The sequence below is a fragment of the Variovorax sp. AC103 genome (assembly GCF_979254005.1).
Map to the genome: position 1 here is coordinate 17,306 of NZ_CEEDFC010000028.1, position 13,223 is coordinate 30,528.

General features: G+C 68.0%; 12 protein-coding genes and 1 pseudogene. 4 read left to right on the top strand and 9 right to left on the bottom strand.

Going from position 1 to position 13,223, the window contains the following annotated elements; translation table 11 throughout:
* The 3 genes from AC0IYU_RS30410 to xylF form a co-directional block, all read right to left on the bottom strand.
* Complete coding sequence (locus tag AC0IYU_RS30410) at window positions 1-816, bottom strand: ATP-binding cassette domain-containing protein (protein ID WP_472124962.1); 816 nt, start codon at window positions 814-816, stop codon at window positions 1-3.
* A 1-nt stretch (window position 817) separates the two neighbouring features.
* Complete coding sequence (locus AC0IYU_RS30415; RefSeq protein ID WP_472124964.1) at window positions 818-2,008, bottom strand: sugar ABC transporter permease; 1,191 nt, start codon at window positions 2,006-2,008, stop codon at window positions 818-820.
* A gap of 124 nt (window positions 2,009-2,132) precedes the next feature.
* Window positions 2,133-3,155 (bottom strand): D-xylose ABC transporter substrate-binding protein, encoded by a 1,023-nt coding sequence (xylF, locus tag AC0IYU_RS30420; RefSeq protein ID WP_472124967.1) that lies wholly within the window; start codon window positions 3,153-3,155, stop codon window positions 2,133-2,135.
* 293 nt (window positions 3,156-3,448) lie between these two features.
* Here xylF and AC0IYU_RS30425 point away from each other — a divergent pair, with 293 nt between their 5' ends.
* On the top strand, window positions 3,449-3,730 hold the full coding sequence (locus AC0IYU_RS30425) for a hypothetical protein (protein WP_472124970.1): 282 nt from the start codon (window positions 3,449-3,451) through the stop codon (window positions 3,728-3,730).
* A 37-nt stretch (window positions 3,731-3,767) separates the two neighbouring features.
* Here the strand turns inward: AC0IYU_RS30425 and AC0IYU_RS30430 are convergent, their stop codons facing one another.
* Together AC0IYU_RS30430 and AC0IYU_RS30435 are read right to left on the bottom strand one after the other, a co-directional pair.
* Complete coding sequence (locus AC0IYU_RS30430) at window positions 3,768-4,274, bottom strand: ferritin-like domain-containing protein (protein WP_472124973.1); 507 nt, start codon at window positions 4,272-4,274, stop codon at window positions 3,768-3,770.
* Window positions 4,275-4,455: 181 nt separating this feature from the next.
* Window positions 4,456-5,142, bottom strand: a complete 687-nt coding sequence (locus tag AC0IYU_RS30435; protein WP_472124975.1) for an alpha/beta hydrolase family protein — start codon at window positions 5,140-5,142, stop codon at window positions 4,456-4,458.
* Window positions 5,143-5,283: 141 nt separating this feature from the next.
* On the opposite strand from AC0IYU_RS30435, the gene AC0IYU_RS30440 reads away from it, so the two are divergent.
* Window positions 5,284-5,703: a surface-adhesin E family protein gene (locus AC0IYU_RS30440; RefSeq protein ID WP_472124978.1), complete on the top strand. Its 420-nt coding sequence runs from the start codon at window positions 5,284-5,286 to the stop codon at window positions 5,701-5,703.
* On the opposite strand, the gene AC0IYU_RS30445 is transcribed toward AC0IYU_RS30440, so the two are convergent.
* Window positions 5,700-6,980, bottom strand: coding sequence for a phospholipase D-like domain-containing protein (locus AC0IYU_RS30445; RefSeq protein WP_472124981.1), 1,281 nt, complete (start codon window positions 6,978-6,980; stop codon window positions 5,700-5,702). The two genes, AC0IYU_RS30440 and AC0IYU_RS30445, sit on opposite strands and share 4 nt — an antisense overlap.
* A gap of 19 nt (window positions 6,981-6,999) precedes the next feature.
* The gene (locus AC0IYU_RS30450) at window positions 7,000-7,632 is read right to left on the bottom strand and encodes a response regulator (protein ID WP_435437533.1); all 633 of its coding nucleotides are present in this window, start codon (window positions 7,630-7,632) and stop codon (window positions 7,000-7,002) included.
* A gap of 304 nt (window positions 7,633-7,936) precedes the next feature.
* On the opposite strand from AC0IYU_RS30450, the gene AC0IYU_RS30455 reads away from it, so the two are divergent.
* On the top strand, window positions 7,937-8,890 hold the full coding sequence (locus tag AC0IYU_RS30455) for an AraC-like ligand-binding domain-containing protein (protein WP_472124984.1): 954 nt from the start codon (window positions 7,937-7,939) through the stop codon (window positions 8,888-8,890).
* Window positions 8,891-8,905: 15 nt separating this feature from the next.
* Here the strand turns inward: AC0IYU_RS30455 and map are convergent, their stop codons facing one another.
* Both map and AC0IYU_RS30465 read right to left on the bottom strand, forming a co-directional pair.
* Window positions 8,906-9,739, bottom strand: a complete 834-nt coding sequence (gene map, locus AC0IYU_RS30460; protein ID WP_472124986.1) for a type I methionyl aminopeptidase — start codon at window positions 9,737-9,739, stop codon at window positions 8,906-8,908.
* A gap of 101 nt (window positions 9,740-9,840) precedes the next feature.
* Window positions 9,841-10,077, bottom strand: a pseudogene (locus AC0IYU_RS30465) (ParD-like family protein); the annotation flags it as partial.
* Window positions 10,078-10,569: 492 nt separating this feature from the next.
* Here AC0IYU_RS30465 and AC0IYU_RS30470 point away from each other — a divergent pair.
* Window positions 10,570-13,223: ESPR-type extended signal peptide-containing protein (locus tag AC0IYU_RS30470; protein ID WP_472124989.1), on the top strand; the 2,654-nt coding region annotated here is incomplete at its 3' end.

Sequence of the window (13,223 nt, forward strand, 5' to 3'; positions counted from 1 at the left end):
TCAGGCCGCCGTCGCCTTCGCCGTGGCTGTGGTTGCGTGAGGCGCCTGTTCCCTGCCCTCGGGCCGCTTGCCCGCGATGATCATGCCGAGCACTTCGTCTTCGGTGACGTCGGCGGTGCGGTAGGTGCCCACGAGCTTGCCGTTCTTCATGACGGCGAGACGGTCGCTCAGCGAGAACACGTCGGGCATGTCGTGGGTGATCAGGAAGATGCCCACGCCGTCGTCCTTCAGCTGCTTCACGAGCCGCCCGACCATGGCGGTTTCTTCGGGGCCGAGGGCGGCGCAGGGCTCGTCCATGATGAGGATGCGCGCGTTGAAGTACAGCGCCCGCGAAATGGCCACCACCTGCCGCTGCCCGCCCGACAGTCGCCGCACCGGAATGCGGATGTTGGTGAAGTTCTTGTTCAGGCGCTGGAACACCTTGCGCGCCTGCACTTCCATGAAATGGTCGTCCAGCGTGTTCCAGCGGGTCATCTTCTCGCGGCCGAGGAACAGGTTCGCCACGGAGTCCAGGTTGTCGGCCAGCGCGAGCGTCTGGTAGATGGTCTCGATGCCTTGCGACTGGGCCTCGGCGGGGCTGCGGATGTTGACCTTCTCGCCGGCGATGAGCGTATCGCCGGAGTCGATGGGGTAGGCGCCCGCAAGCATCTTCATGAGCGTGGACTTGCCTGCGCCGTTGTGTCCCAGCAAGGCCACCACTTCACCCGGGTAGAGGTTGACGCTCACGCCGTCCACGGCCTTGACGCCGCCGAAGGATTTGCGGATGTCTTTCAGTTCCACCAGCGGGCTGGATGTGTCGATGTTCTCGATGGCCATGTCAGTTCTCCCCGAACTTGCGCCGGTACAGCACATCGAAGACGACAGCCACGATCAGCACCTGGCCGATGATGACCATGCGCTTGCCGATGGGCACGTCCAGCAGCAGCATGCCGCTGTCCAGCGACTGCATGATCAGCGCGCCCAGCACCGAGCCGAAGATCGAGCCGCTGCCGCCCGCCAGCGCCGTGCCGCCGATGACGGCCGCCGCAATCACGTACAGCTCCATGCCCGTGCCCAGCGAGTTGGTGCCCGCGTTGAGCCGCGCGATCGACACGATGGCCGCGATGGTCACCAGCACCGCCAGCAACGCGAACAGCATCAGCGTGACGCGCTTGACCGGAATGCCCACCAGCGCCGCCGCATCGGGGTTGCCGCCCATCGCGAAGATGTAGCGCCCGAAGCGGGTGCGGTGCACGATGAACGACAGCACGATCGCCACCACCGCCCAGATCAGCACCGGAATCGGAATGCCCTGCGGCGCGTCCTTCGAATCGATCTTGTAGTGGTTCATGACCGCCGCGAAGGCAATGACCACCGCCGCCGGCACCGCCGTGAGCAGCACCTCCAGCCACAGCGGCTCGTTGGGCATGTCGTGGCGCGCGCGCGCGCGGCGCTTGTGCACCATGCGCGCGAACAGCACCAGCGTGACCAGGCCCGCAATGATCCAGCTGGCCGTGACGCCGATGCCGCCGTCGTAGCCGCCGCCCAGGCGCTGGAAGAACTCGTCGTTCACCGGCTGCGTCTTGCCGTCGGCCACCAGGAAGGCCGCGCCGCGAAACGACATGAGGCCGCCCAGCGTGACCACGAAGGAAGGCACGCCCAGCACCGCCGTGAGCCAGCCCTGGTAGACGGACACCAGCAGCGCCACGGCCAGGCCCGCGAGGCAGGCCGTGGGCCATGACCAGCCCGAGGTGTATTGCAGGTAGGCGATGAGCACGCCCACGAAGCCCATCACCGAGCCGACCGACAGGTCGATGTGGCGCGCCACGATGATCAGCACCATCACGGTGGACACGATGCCGACCACCGCCGTCTGCTGCGCCACGTTGTACAAATTCTCGGGCGAGAGGAACACGCCGCCCGACATCACGCTGAACGCCACGGCCATGACGACCAGCAGCAAGCACATCAGCACCAGCCGCAGGTCGATGCCCGTGCGGCGCCACCAACCCGGTGTCGGATCGCTCATTTTCAAAACCCCTCGGGACTACAGGTGCGCAACCGGCCACCCGCCGGGCCCTTGCGGGCCGGCCGGCAGCTGTGTTGCGGGAATGGAGAGACGCGCCGCCTTCAAGACGATCGCGCCGGTTGCATTACTTGCAGGCCGCGGGCGCGCTGGCGCCCGTCACGCCCTTGCAGAGCTCGTCCTTCTTGATCCAGCCGGCCTTGACCACCACGTCGAGGTTGTCGCGCGTGACGGGCACGGGCGTCAGCAGGCGGGACTGCAGCGAGACCTTCTTCGGGCCGCTGGCCCAGGTCGCGGCCTTGTCGACGGGCTTGCCCTGCGACATGGCGACGGCCGCCGTGGCGGCTTCGCGGCCGAGTTCGCGCGAATCCTTGAAGATGGTCGCGGTCTGCGTGCCCAGCGCAATGCGGTTGAGCGCGGCGAAGTCGGCGTCCTGGCCCGACACCGGAATGCCGCGCAGGCCCTTGGCCGTGAGCGCCGCCACCGCACCGCCGGCCGTGCCGTCGTTGGCCGCCACCACCGCGTCGACCTTGTTGCCGTTCTTGGTGAGGATCTGCTCCATGTTCTTCTGCGCGACCTCGGGCTTCCAGCCTTCGGTGTATTCGTCGCCGACGATCTTGATGTCGCCCTTCTTGATGGCGGCGTCGAGCACCTCCTGCTGGCCCGCGCGCAGGAAGTCGGCATTGGGGTCGCTCGGCGAGCCCTTGATGATCACGTAGTTGCCCTTGGGCTTGACCTTGAGCACCTCGCGCGCTTCCATGCGGCCGACCTCGACGTTGTCGAAGGTGATGTAGAACACGCCCGGCGCCTCGATGAGGCGGTCATACGCCACCACCGGCACCTTCTGGCGCGTGGCCTTGGTCACGGCGGGCAGGATGGCGTCCTTGTCCATGGCCAGCACGATGAGCGCCTTGGCGCCCTTGGACATCAGGCCCTCGATGTCGCCCAGCTGCTTCTCGGGCGAGCCGCCCGCGTCGGCACTGATGTACTTGGCGCCCAGCTTCTCGAGCTGGGCCTTGATGGCGGCCTCGTCGGTCTTCCAGCGTTCTTCCTGGAAGTTGGACCAGCTCACGCCGACCACGGTCTGCGCCATGGCGCCCACGGCCGTGAAACCGAAGGCCATGGCGGCCAGGGTGTGTTTCAGTTGCATCGATGTCTCTCCAGTGTTGGTGCGCCCCGCAGCCATCAACCGTGTAAGAAATTAGTTAGTTTGAAGGGCGAACTAACTATCCCATCGCGGCAGGACTCTGGGCATCCGGGAATTCCCGGAGCGGTGGGAGGGCACTCCGAAGACATCGCCAAGGCGCTCAGGGCAGCGTGTTTCGTGCTGCGCGTTTTGCCTGCGCGCGGCTGGATGCGGTCCTACGCGGGTCGCCTGGGGCGGTCGGTATGTTTCGCATCCGCCAGACCTACTCACGCTCAGCCAACAAGAAGGAAAGCCCCATGTCGACCGAAATGCTCAAGCAGATTGCCGCCTCGCGGTTGCCCCTCGTCATGTCTTCGCCGAAGGACGTCGATGCGGTGTTGAAGCTGCGCGCCGCCGGCTTCGTGCTCGCACTGGTGCCCTCGGCCGCCGACATCGCAAAGATGCCGGGCCTGCGCGTGGTGCAGGTTCTCGCCGTGACGCAGAAGGGCTGCGAGGAACTGCAGCGCGTGCGCTACCCCGGCGAGGGTGCACACGGCAACGCCCATGAAAAAGGCCGGGGAACCCCGGCCTATTCCTGAAGCAGGTGGCGGCGCGAGCCGCCGTGGCTGCGATGGATCAAGAAGCGTCGCGTGTGCGTGCGGCGTTGCGCAGGTCGCGAATCTGGTCGTGGTTGCGCTGGGCGCCTTCGGCCTGCAACGCGATCACGCTGCGCACATCGGCCGGCAGGTTCTGCTTCATCGCCTTGCGATAGCGCGCCACGCCGGTGTCTTCGCCGCGTTCGCACGATTCGAGGATCGACAGTTCGCTGTTGGCGCCCAGCGAGCCCTTCACATGCACCCAGCCGCGGTGCAGCGCACCGCTGGCGGTGCCGCCGTCGGCGGGAGTGCCGCCATAGGCCCTGATCAGCGCGACCAGTTCGGCCTCGGCCTTCTTGCATTCTTCGGCGCGGCCGGCGAACAGCTGCTTGGCGGCCGGGCTCTTCACTTCCTCGGCGCAGGCGCGAAAGCCGTATTCGCCGTCGCGGGAGTTTTCGAGCAGGTCGTTCAGCACGCCCACGACCTCGTCGTTGGCGAGCACGGGGCCGGTGTTGAGGGTGTCTGCGGTGGTGTCGTTGTAAGCCATGTCTGGAGTCCTTTGGTTGCCTGTCTGCGTGGTTTGCGTGACAGGAAGGGTTGGGGTTTCAGCCTTTCGTTGTTGTGTGGCTGATCGAAGACCCATGGTTGAAAGGTTCGCGTCGCACCGGCGTCGTCCCATCGGGCAACCGGGCGTAGGCGAAGGACGACCCCGCGCGTGCGACCCGGAATCAGCCGATGCGCCAGGCCTGCATCCACACGGCGATGCCGTCGAGCAGGTCGTCAAGCGCTTCTTCGTCGGTGCGCCCGGAACGCTTCAGCACGTGGAACCCGTGGTCCGCGCCATCGATTTCCAGCACGGTGGCCAGGGCACCCAGCGCCTGCGTGGCAGCGCTGAACGCGTCGGGTTCGGCCAACGCGTCGCGCGGGCCGTGCGCGAAGAGCATCGGCAGCTCGACGTCCTGCAGATGCGCCGCCCGTGCCGCGGCGGCGGAAGGCTTGCCCGACGGGTGCAGCGGAAAACCGAGAAACACCAGGCCTTGCACGCCGGGCAACGGCGCCAGCGCCTGGGCTTGCGAGGTCATGCGGCCGCCGAAGGACTTGCCGCCGGCAAAGAGCCGCAAGCCTTCGAAACGTGCCGACGCGCAGGCCACCGCCGCGCGCACGGTCGCATGCGCCAGGGCCGGCGCGTCCGTGCGTCGGCGGCCCTGTTCCATGTAGGGAAACTGGTAGCGCAAGGTGGCGATGCGGCGCTGCGCGAGCCCGTCGGCCACGGCCTGCATGAACGGATGCGTCATGCCCGCGCCGGCGCCGTGCGCGAGCACGCAGCAGGCCTCCGGCGTCGGCGGTGACACGGCAAGCGCGGACACGGCGAGGTCTGGCGCCACGGCAATGGAGAGCTTCTGGGGGGTGGGCACAGCCCTAGTTTGCCGAAGAGATGCGGTCGTGGAGCACTGCCTTCGGCCCCGTCCGACACGCGCCGGACCGCGTTCGCTGTAAATTGATGTTTCCGCACCGGCTTTTCACCGGTTTCTTGGGACTTTTCTGGAGTCACGGTTGTGAGGCACTGGTTGATGGCGATCGGCATGGTCGGCTGCGTGGCGCATGCGCAGCCGGGCTGGTTCACGGTGGTGGGCGATCCGCTGGACGAGGTGGCCGACACCGTCCAGGTCGATCCCGACAGGGTCGCGTCCCTGGAAAGCCCGAAGGCGATGAACCTGCGCGTGAACCGCGCGGCCAGGCGCCTGAACTGGGACGGCATTGCCTACCGCTCGTACGAGTCGCGCGTGGTGTTCGACTGCCAGGCGGGCCGCGCCAGCTATGTGGCGGCCCGCTACTACATCGAGCCGCGGTGGCAGGGCAAGCCGCACCATGAGGCGGACTACACCGATGCGCCCAAGCCCGTGGCGTTTCGCGACATGAAGCCCAACCCGACCGCGCGCATCGTGCGTGCCGCCTGCCGCCCGCGCACCAGCTAAAGCTGCGCCGACAACAGCGCGGCCAGCTGCTCCATCGCCTTCTCGTGCAGGGGGCGGTCTTGCCACTGTTCGTACGTGAGGCGCTTCGACTGTTTCAGGTCGGCCTCGAACTGCACCGTCTGCGCGGCGGCGAAGGCCTCGTCGTAGATGTTGAGGTTGGCCTCGTCGTTCAGGCGGAACGACCGGTTGTCGAAGTTGGTGGAGCCCACCGACACCAGCAGGCCGTCGACCGTGAAGACCTTGCAATGGAACATGGTCGGCTGGTATTCGCTGATCTGCGCACCCGCTTCCAGCAGCGGCCCCCAGGCCGCGCGCGAGGCGCCGCGCACCGTCTGCGAATCGATGATCGGCCCCGGCGTGATGATGCGCAGCCGCACGCCGCGCTTCATGGCCGCCACCAGCGCGCCCACCGTCAGGTCGTCGGGCACGAAATACGCGCTCGACAGGTCGATGGTCTTGGTGGCCGCGGCGATCGACAGCAGGTACATCAGGTGCATGCTCTCGCTGCCGCCCGAGGGCGAGCTGCTGAACACCTGCGCGCGGCCCTCGCCCACGGCAGGCAGCGCCGGAAAGTAGCGCTCGCCGTGCAGCACGTCGCCCGACACCTTCACCCAGTTGTCCATGAACACGGCCTGCATCTGCGCGACCACCGGCCCCTCGACCTTGTAGTGCGAGTCGCGCCAGTGGTCCGGGTCCTGCGCATGGCCGGTCCACTCGGGCGCGATGCCCACGCCGCCGGTGAAGCCGGTGCGCCCGTCCACCACCAGCAGCTTGCGGTGGGTGCGGTTGTTCATGCGGGCGATGTCGTACCAGCTGGGCTTGTGGAACTTGCGGATCTCCACGCCGGCCCCCTCCATCTCGCGGATGAAGTCGGCGTCGACCTTGGCGCTGCCGACCCAGTCGAGCAGCACGTGCACCTTGACGCCCGCGCGGGCGCGCTCGGACAACGCGTCGGCGAAGGTGCGGCCGATGTCGCCCGACCAGTAGATGTAGGTCTCGAAGGTGATGCTCTTCTGCGCGCCGCGGATGGCGGAAAGCATCGGCGGAAAGATCTGGTCGCCGTTCTGCAGTGCCTCGAAGCGGTTGCCGCCGGTGATGGGCGGCCCGAGCATCACGCCCAGCGCGCGCTGGTACTGGGCGTCGTGCAGCGCATATTCGCGCCGGACCTGCTCGTCGAGCTTTTTCTCGCCGCTGCTCAGGTTGAGCACCAGCAGCGTGGCGGCCAGCGTCAGGACGAAGGTCCAGACAACTGTCTTGATCGTCCCTCGATGGACCACGTCTGGACGCCGCGCCTGCTCAGTCGATCAGCTGCGTCTTGATCGCGTAGTACGTCAGGTCGCTGTTGGTGGACAGGTTCATCTTCTCCATGAGGCGCGTGCGGTAGGTGCTGATGGTCTTCACCGAGAGCGACAGCGCCTCGCCGATGGAGCCCACCGACTCGCCCTTGGCGAGCTTCAGGAACACCTGGAACTCGCGTTCCGAGAGGTGCTTGTGCGGCGGCGCGTTGTCCTTGCGCTCCAGCTGGCCGGCCAGCAGTTCGGCCACCGAGGGCGAGATGTAGCGCCGGCCCAGGGCCACGGTGCGGATCGCCTTGGCGATTTCTTCCGGCTCGCACTCCTTGTTCAGGTAGCCCGAGGCGCCCTGGCGGATCAGGTTCACCGCGTAGTGTTCTTCGGGGTAGCCGCTCAGGATGAGCACGCCCAGGTCCGGCGCCTTGGCGCGCACCATGGCGAGCGCGTCGATGCCGCTCTGGCCGGGCATCGACAGGTCCATGACGAGCACGTCGATGTCCGCCGTGCGCACGAGATCGATGGCCTCACGGCCGGTGGCGGCCTCGCCGACGACGCGGAAATCGACGAAGGTGGAGAAGAACGCCTTGAGGCCTGTGCGGACGACGGCGTGGTCGTCAACGATGCCGATCTTGATCATGGTGTGCTCCTGCTGCTTGAACGGTGAGCGCCGGCGGTTCGGCGCGATAGGGTGGGGACGATGCCACAGGCCCGTGCACCCGGGAGGCCCGAAAAGCAGGAAGCGGCCTTGTCCTGCACGGCAATGCAGCATTCGCTGTCGCTGGCGTCGGACACGGGCGATGCGCAACCACCCGAAGGGGGGCTAAGGGAATCCGCCAAGGGTGGGGTGGCAGGTGCCTTTGGTACATTTTTTGCGACGGTGTGCGTTGCACCTGCAGCAGCCAGCGTACGGCTCAGGGCCCATGTTCCTTCGGAAGGCACCCATGCACTTCAACTACTCGACAGCGGACGTTTCCGGCTCCCGCAGGCTCGACTACTGGGCCGAGTCGGTCTGCAAGCGCCTGATTCCGGCGGCCGGCAAGTTCAGCCATGCGGGCGACTTCCAGGGTTCGCTCACCGGCCACACGCTGGGCAACCTCACGGTGTGCCGCATGAGTTCGCAGCCGCACACCTTCGACCGCACGGCCCACCACGTGCGCGTGGCACCCGAGGAAGACTTCGTGGCGGTGCTGATGCAGGAGGGCTCGGCTCTGCTGCAGCAAGGCGGGCGCGAGGTGCAGGTGCGCCCGGGCGACATCGTGCTGTACGACGCGGCGCGCCCTTTCGTGCACCACCTCGCGCCGGCCTCGGCGCTGCTGGTGCGCATGCCGCGGCAGCAGCTGCTGTCGCGCTTTGCGCGGGCCGAGTCGATGGCCACGGTGCGCATTGCCGAGGGCCGCTCGATGGCCACCCTGCTGATGCGCATGGCGGAAGAGGCGTTCGACTTTTCCTCGGGCGGCGCGCCGGGCGCGGCGCAGGCGCGGCTGGCGGGCGCTTTCCTCGACACGCTGACCGCCGCCATGGAAATGCAGGACGGCCACGGGGCCGACGGCGCGCAGGGGTCGCGCTACGGCTCGGTCTACCAGCGCGCCGGCCAGTACATCGACGCCCACCTGGACGACAGCGAACTCGACAGCGACGGCATCGCGGCGGCGGTGCACATTTCGCCGCGCACGCTGGCGCGGGTGTTCGCAACGCACGGCACCACCGTCATGCACCACGTGTGGCAGCGGCGGCTGGAAGCCAGCTTCCGCGTGCTCGAGGAGGGCCGGGTGCGCCAGGTGTCGCAGGCGGCGCTGCAGTGCGGCTTCAACGACCTGTCGCACTTCTCGCGGGCGTTCAGGAACGCCTTCGGCGTGACGCCCAGCAGCCTGCTGCCAGGCCCGGGAGACCACTGAAGGCGCCCTGCGCCCTCAGGCGATGGAGGGGGCGCCAACGGGGGCGTCGATGGGGGCGTTGATGGGGGCATAGTGCCCCGGTCCGTCCGGCCAGGCCGTGAGCAGTTCGAAACCGGTGGGCGTCACCGCGACCATGTGCTCCCACTGGGCCGACAGCGAATGGTCGCGCGTGACGACGGTCCAGCCGTCGGGCAGCTCGCGGGTCTCGCGCCGCCCGGCATTGATCATCGGCTCGATGGTGAAGACCATGCCGGCCTCCAGGCGCAGGCCCTGGCCGGGCTGCCCATAGTGCAGCACCTGCGGGTCGTCGTGGTAGACCTGCCCGATGCCGTGCCCGCAGTACTCGCGCACGACGCTGAAACGTTCGCGGTGCGCGACGCTCTGGATCGCATGGCCGACGTCGCCCAGCGTGGCGCCCGGGCGCACCTGCAGGATGCCGGCCCGCATCGCCTCATAGGCGGTGTCGACCAGCCGGCGCGCCAGCGCGCTCGGCTCGCCCACGAAGTACATGCGGCTGCAGTCGCCGAACCAGCCGTCCTTGATGACCGCCACGTCGATGTTGACGATGTCGCCCTTCTTCAACACCTTCTGCGCCGAGGGGATGCCGTGGCACACCACCTGGTTCACCGAGGCGAGGATGGTCTTGGGGTAGCCGTTGTAGCCGATGTTGGCCGGAACGGCGCCCTGCACGTTCACGATGTGGTCGTGGCAGATGCGGTCGAGCGCCTCGGTGGTGACGCCGGGCTTCACGTGCTCGCCGATCAGGGCGAGCACCTGCGCGGCGAGGCCGCCCGCCGCGCGGGACATGGCGATCTCCGCGGGCGACTTGAGCGAGACGCCCGCCCTCATGCGGGCGCCCCGGCCTTGCGGCGTGCGGCGGCCGGGCGCGCCGAGGGGCCAGAGGGGCCAGAGGGGACAGGGGGAACAGAGGGGTCCGAAGATTTTGCAGAAGCCGGCGCCACCGGCGCGGCCAGCGAGGCCGACACCGTCGCCAGATCGAAGCCGCCGGCCTGCTCGGCGCGAATCAGCAACTGGCAGATCTCCCGGTGATCGAGCGCGGGATGCAGTTCGGCCAGCATGCCGATGCGCATCCAGTGCTCGGCCTGCGCGTTGATGGAACGGCTCAGCGCATTGCCCGCGACGCGCAGGTTCTCGTGCATGAGGTCTGAAATCTTGACGATGCCCATGATTGAATTTATATATGAAACGTATATGAATCATATCGTGCGCAGTCCCGGTTGTAAAACCCTGGGGACAGTTCCCGCACAAGACCGCCGCTCCATCGAACAGGAACACGCGGCGAAGCGGGTTGGCTTTGACAAGTGCGGTCGGCGGCTCTTGATTGGAGTGAACCCCTGTGGCTGGACCACCGGGCAAGGTCCATCTGTCGCCTGTGATCGACTGCTTCGATGGCAAGGTGGTTGGTTGGACGGTCGGCCGCAGCCTTACGTCTGGAGGGCGCGCATGCAAGACCGTTCTCCAGTGTCGGCCTACGTCTTTCTAGATAGGCTGTTTGGAGGTTTCAGACCGTGTTTCGATGAACTAGATTCGGCGCGAGTATCGAACCTCAGGTCTCGGGGTCCGCCCCCCACCTGAAACACGCGGGTCACGTCTTTCAAGGGAGCCAACAGCCGCTGCACGCATGCAGCGCTGACCTCACCGTGGAAAGAAGGCGTGCCATGAACAGGATATTTGCGACGGTCTGGAACTCGTCCCTGTGTGCCTGGGTCGCGGTTCCCGAGACCAGCCGGCGGCGCGCCAAGGGCGGCCGCGACACCACCCGCCTGCACCTGAAGCTGGTCGTGACCACCGCGGCACTGCTCGTGATGCAGGCCTGGCCCCGGTCGGCATTGGCCGATGCGATCTCCATGAACACCTCGTGCACCACCGGCAGTTCAGGGCAGCCAGGGCGGATAACCACGGGCCCGACGACCGACGGTCCTGGCGGCACGGGCACCCCCACGCAGGACGGATCGGGCACCTACTCGGCCGTCGCGGGATGCAATGCAAACGGAGGCGGGTTCAGCGCCGTCACGTTGTATGGGACCTTTGCCAGCGCCCTGGGCCCCGGCTCGGCGGCATTCGGGTTTTTGGCGCAGGCCCAGCATTGGGGGTCTGCGTTCGGCCTCGAGGCATCGGCCGGCGGCAATGCGAGCGTGGCGCTGGGCTTCGGCGCCAATGCCTCGGCCCTCAACTCGGTCGCCATCGGTGGCGCCGGCGGCAACGGCACGACGCCGCTGAGCATCGCCAACTCCACCACCGCATCGGGCGCGGGCTCGATCGCCATCGGTGCCAACGCCACCAAGGGCGCGCAGGCCGCCGCCGCGGACGGCATCGCAGTGGGCGGGCAGTCTTCAGTGGCCGCGGGGGCGACCTCGGGCATTGCCGTGGGGCGCGGTGCAACCGTGAACGCGGCGTTCGGAATTGCCCAGGGCGACGGCACCGTCAGCGGCGCCACAGGCCAGAACGTGGCCATCGGCTCGGGTGCAACCACCGCCAACGCCGGCACGGCGGCGGGCGGGGCCGTGGCCATCGGGCGTGCGCAATCGGCCACCGGTGACGGCGCGGTGGCCATCGGCGCCCCCAACACAGCCACTGGTGACGGTGCCGTCGCCCTGGGCAACAACAACAACGCGATCGGCCAGGGCGCGCTGGCGCTCGGCAGCGCGAGCAATGCCAACGGCCTGTCGGCGCTGGCGCTGGGCTCGGGCGCCAACGCCGCATCGGTCGCAGCCATTTCCGTGGGCCGGAACAGTGCCGCCAAGGGGGCTTTCGCCACGGCCGTCGGCAGCAACGCCAACGCGGCATTCAGCAACGACGTCGCTGTAGGCGCCAACGCGCTCGCAGTCGGTGACGCGGTCGGCTCGACGCCTTCGGCGGCCTTCGGCAATTCAGCCGAAGCGACCGGGATTGGCTCGGGCGCGTTCGGGACGCTGAGCAAGGCGAGCGGCCAGCGCTCGCTCGCACTCGGCTATGCCGCAGCGGCGAGCCAACAGTTCGGCGTGGCGATCGGATCCTCGACGACCTCCTCGGGAAAATACGCCACCGCAGTGGGCTTCAAGGCCAATGCTGGCGCCGACGGTGCGCTCGCGTTGGGCGCGAACATTGTTTCGGGCGCGAAAGCATCCGCATCGGATTCCATTGCCCTCGGTGGCCAATCCGTCGTCGCCCCCACCGCTTCTTCGGGCATCGCCATCGGCCGCGCCGCCGTCGTGGAGGGCGCCTTCGGCATTGCACAGGGCTCCGGCGCCACCAGCGGAGCGACCGGGCAAAACGTGGCCATCGGCTCGTCGGGCACGGTCGCGGATTCGGCCACCGCGGCGGGCGGGGCCGTGGCCATCGGGCGCGCCCAGAGCGCGACCGGCGACGGTGCGGTCGCCATCGGCGACCCCAACACGGTCAACGGCACGGGCGCCGTCGCCGTGGGTGCGGACAACACCGCAGCGGGCAGCGCGGACGGCACGACGGCCGCGAATGGCGCCGTGGCGATAGGCAACGCCAACAACGCGGTCGGACAGGGGGCCGTGGCCCTGGGCAACAACTCGAACGCAGCCGCCGCGGGCACCCTGGCACTGGGCGATGGCGCGACGGCGGCGGCTTCGAATGCCATCGGGCTCGGCACGGGCGCCAGCGCCAATGGCGCGGGGGCCGTTGCCATTGGCAGCGGCGCAACCGCCGTCTATGCCAACAGCGTGGCGCTGGGCAACGCGAGCCAGACCATGGCCTCGCTGGCGGCACTGCAGGCGGTGGCCGCCTACACGCCCTTCGCGGGCGCCGCCATCGCAGGCGCGACGCCGACGGGCGAGGTGTCCGTCGGCGCCAGCGGCAGCGAGCGCCGGTTGACCAACGTGGCCGCTGGCGGTGCGCCGACGGATGCGGTCAACGTCAGTCAGCTTTCCACCACCACGGCATCGCTGTCGACGGGGCTGAGCACGACGAACAGCAATGTGGGCAGCCTGTCGACTTCCACGTCGACGGGCTTGAGCACCGCGACGAGCGGCATCACGAGCCTGTCCACCGGCCTGAGCACGACCAACGGCAACGTCGGCAGCCTGTCGACTTCGACCTCGACGGGCCTCAGCACTGCAACCAGCGGCATCACAAGCCTGTCCACGGGATTGAGCACCACGAACAGCAACGTGGGCAGCCTGTCCACTGGGCTGAGCACGGCGACAAGCAGCATAGGAAGCCTGTCGACTTCGACCTCCACGGGCCTCAGCACTGCAACCAGTGGCATCACAAGCCTGTCCACGGGCTTGAGCACCACGAACAGCAACGTGGGCAGCCTGTCCACTGGGCTGAGCACGGCGACAAGCAGCATAGGAAGCCTGTC

Excerpts from the sequence above, each read along its gene's own strand:
- AC0IYU_RS30410 (WP_472124962.1), bottom strand. The coding sequence starts at position 816 with ATGGCCATCGAGAACATCGACACATCCAGCCCGCTGGTGGAACTGAAA.
- AC0IYU_RS30415 (WP_472124964.1), bottom strand. The coding sequence starts at position 2,008 with ATGAGCGATCCGACACCGGGTTGGTGGCGCCGCACGGGCATCGACCTG.
- xylF (WP_472124967.1), bottom strand. The coding sequence starts at position 3,155 with ATGCAACTGAAACACACCCTGGCCGCCATGGCCTTCGGTTTCACGGCC.
- AC0IYU_RS30425 (WP_472124970.1), top strand. The coding sequence starts at position 3,449 with ATGTCGACCGAAATGCTCAAGCAGATTGCCGCCTCGCGGTTGCCCCTC.
- AC0IYU_RS30430 (WP_472124973.1), bottom strand. The coding sequence starts at position 4,274 with ATGGCTTACAACGACACCACCGCAGACACCCTCAACACCGGCCCCGTG.
- AC0IYU_RS30450 (WP_435437533.1), bottom strand. The coding sequence starts at position 7,632 with ATGATCAAGATCGGCATCGTTGACGACCACGCCGTCGTCCGCACAGGC.
- AC0IYU_RS30455 (WP_472124984.1), top strand. The coding sequence starts at position 7,937 with ATGCACTTCAACTACTCGACAGCGGACGTTTCCGGCTCCCGCAGGCTC.
- map (WP_472124986.1), bottom strand. The coding sequence starts at position 9,739 with ATGAGGGCGGGCGTCTCGCTCAAGTCGCCCGCGGAGATCGCCATGTCC.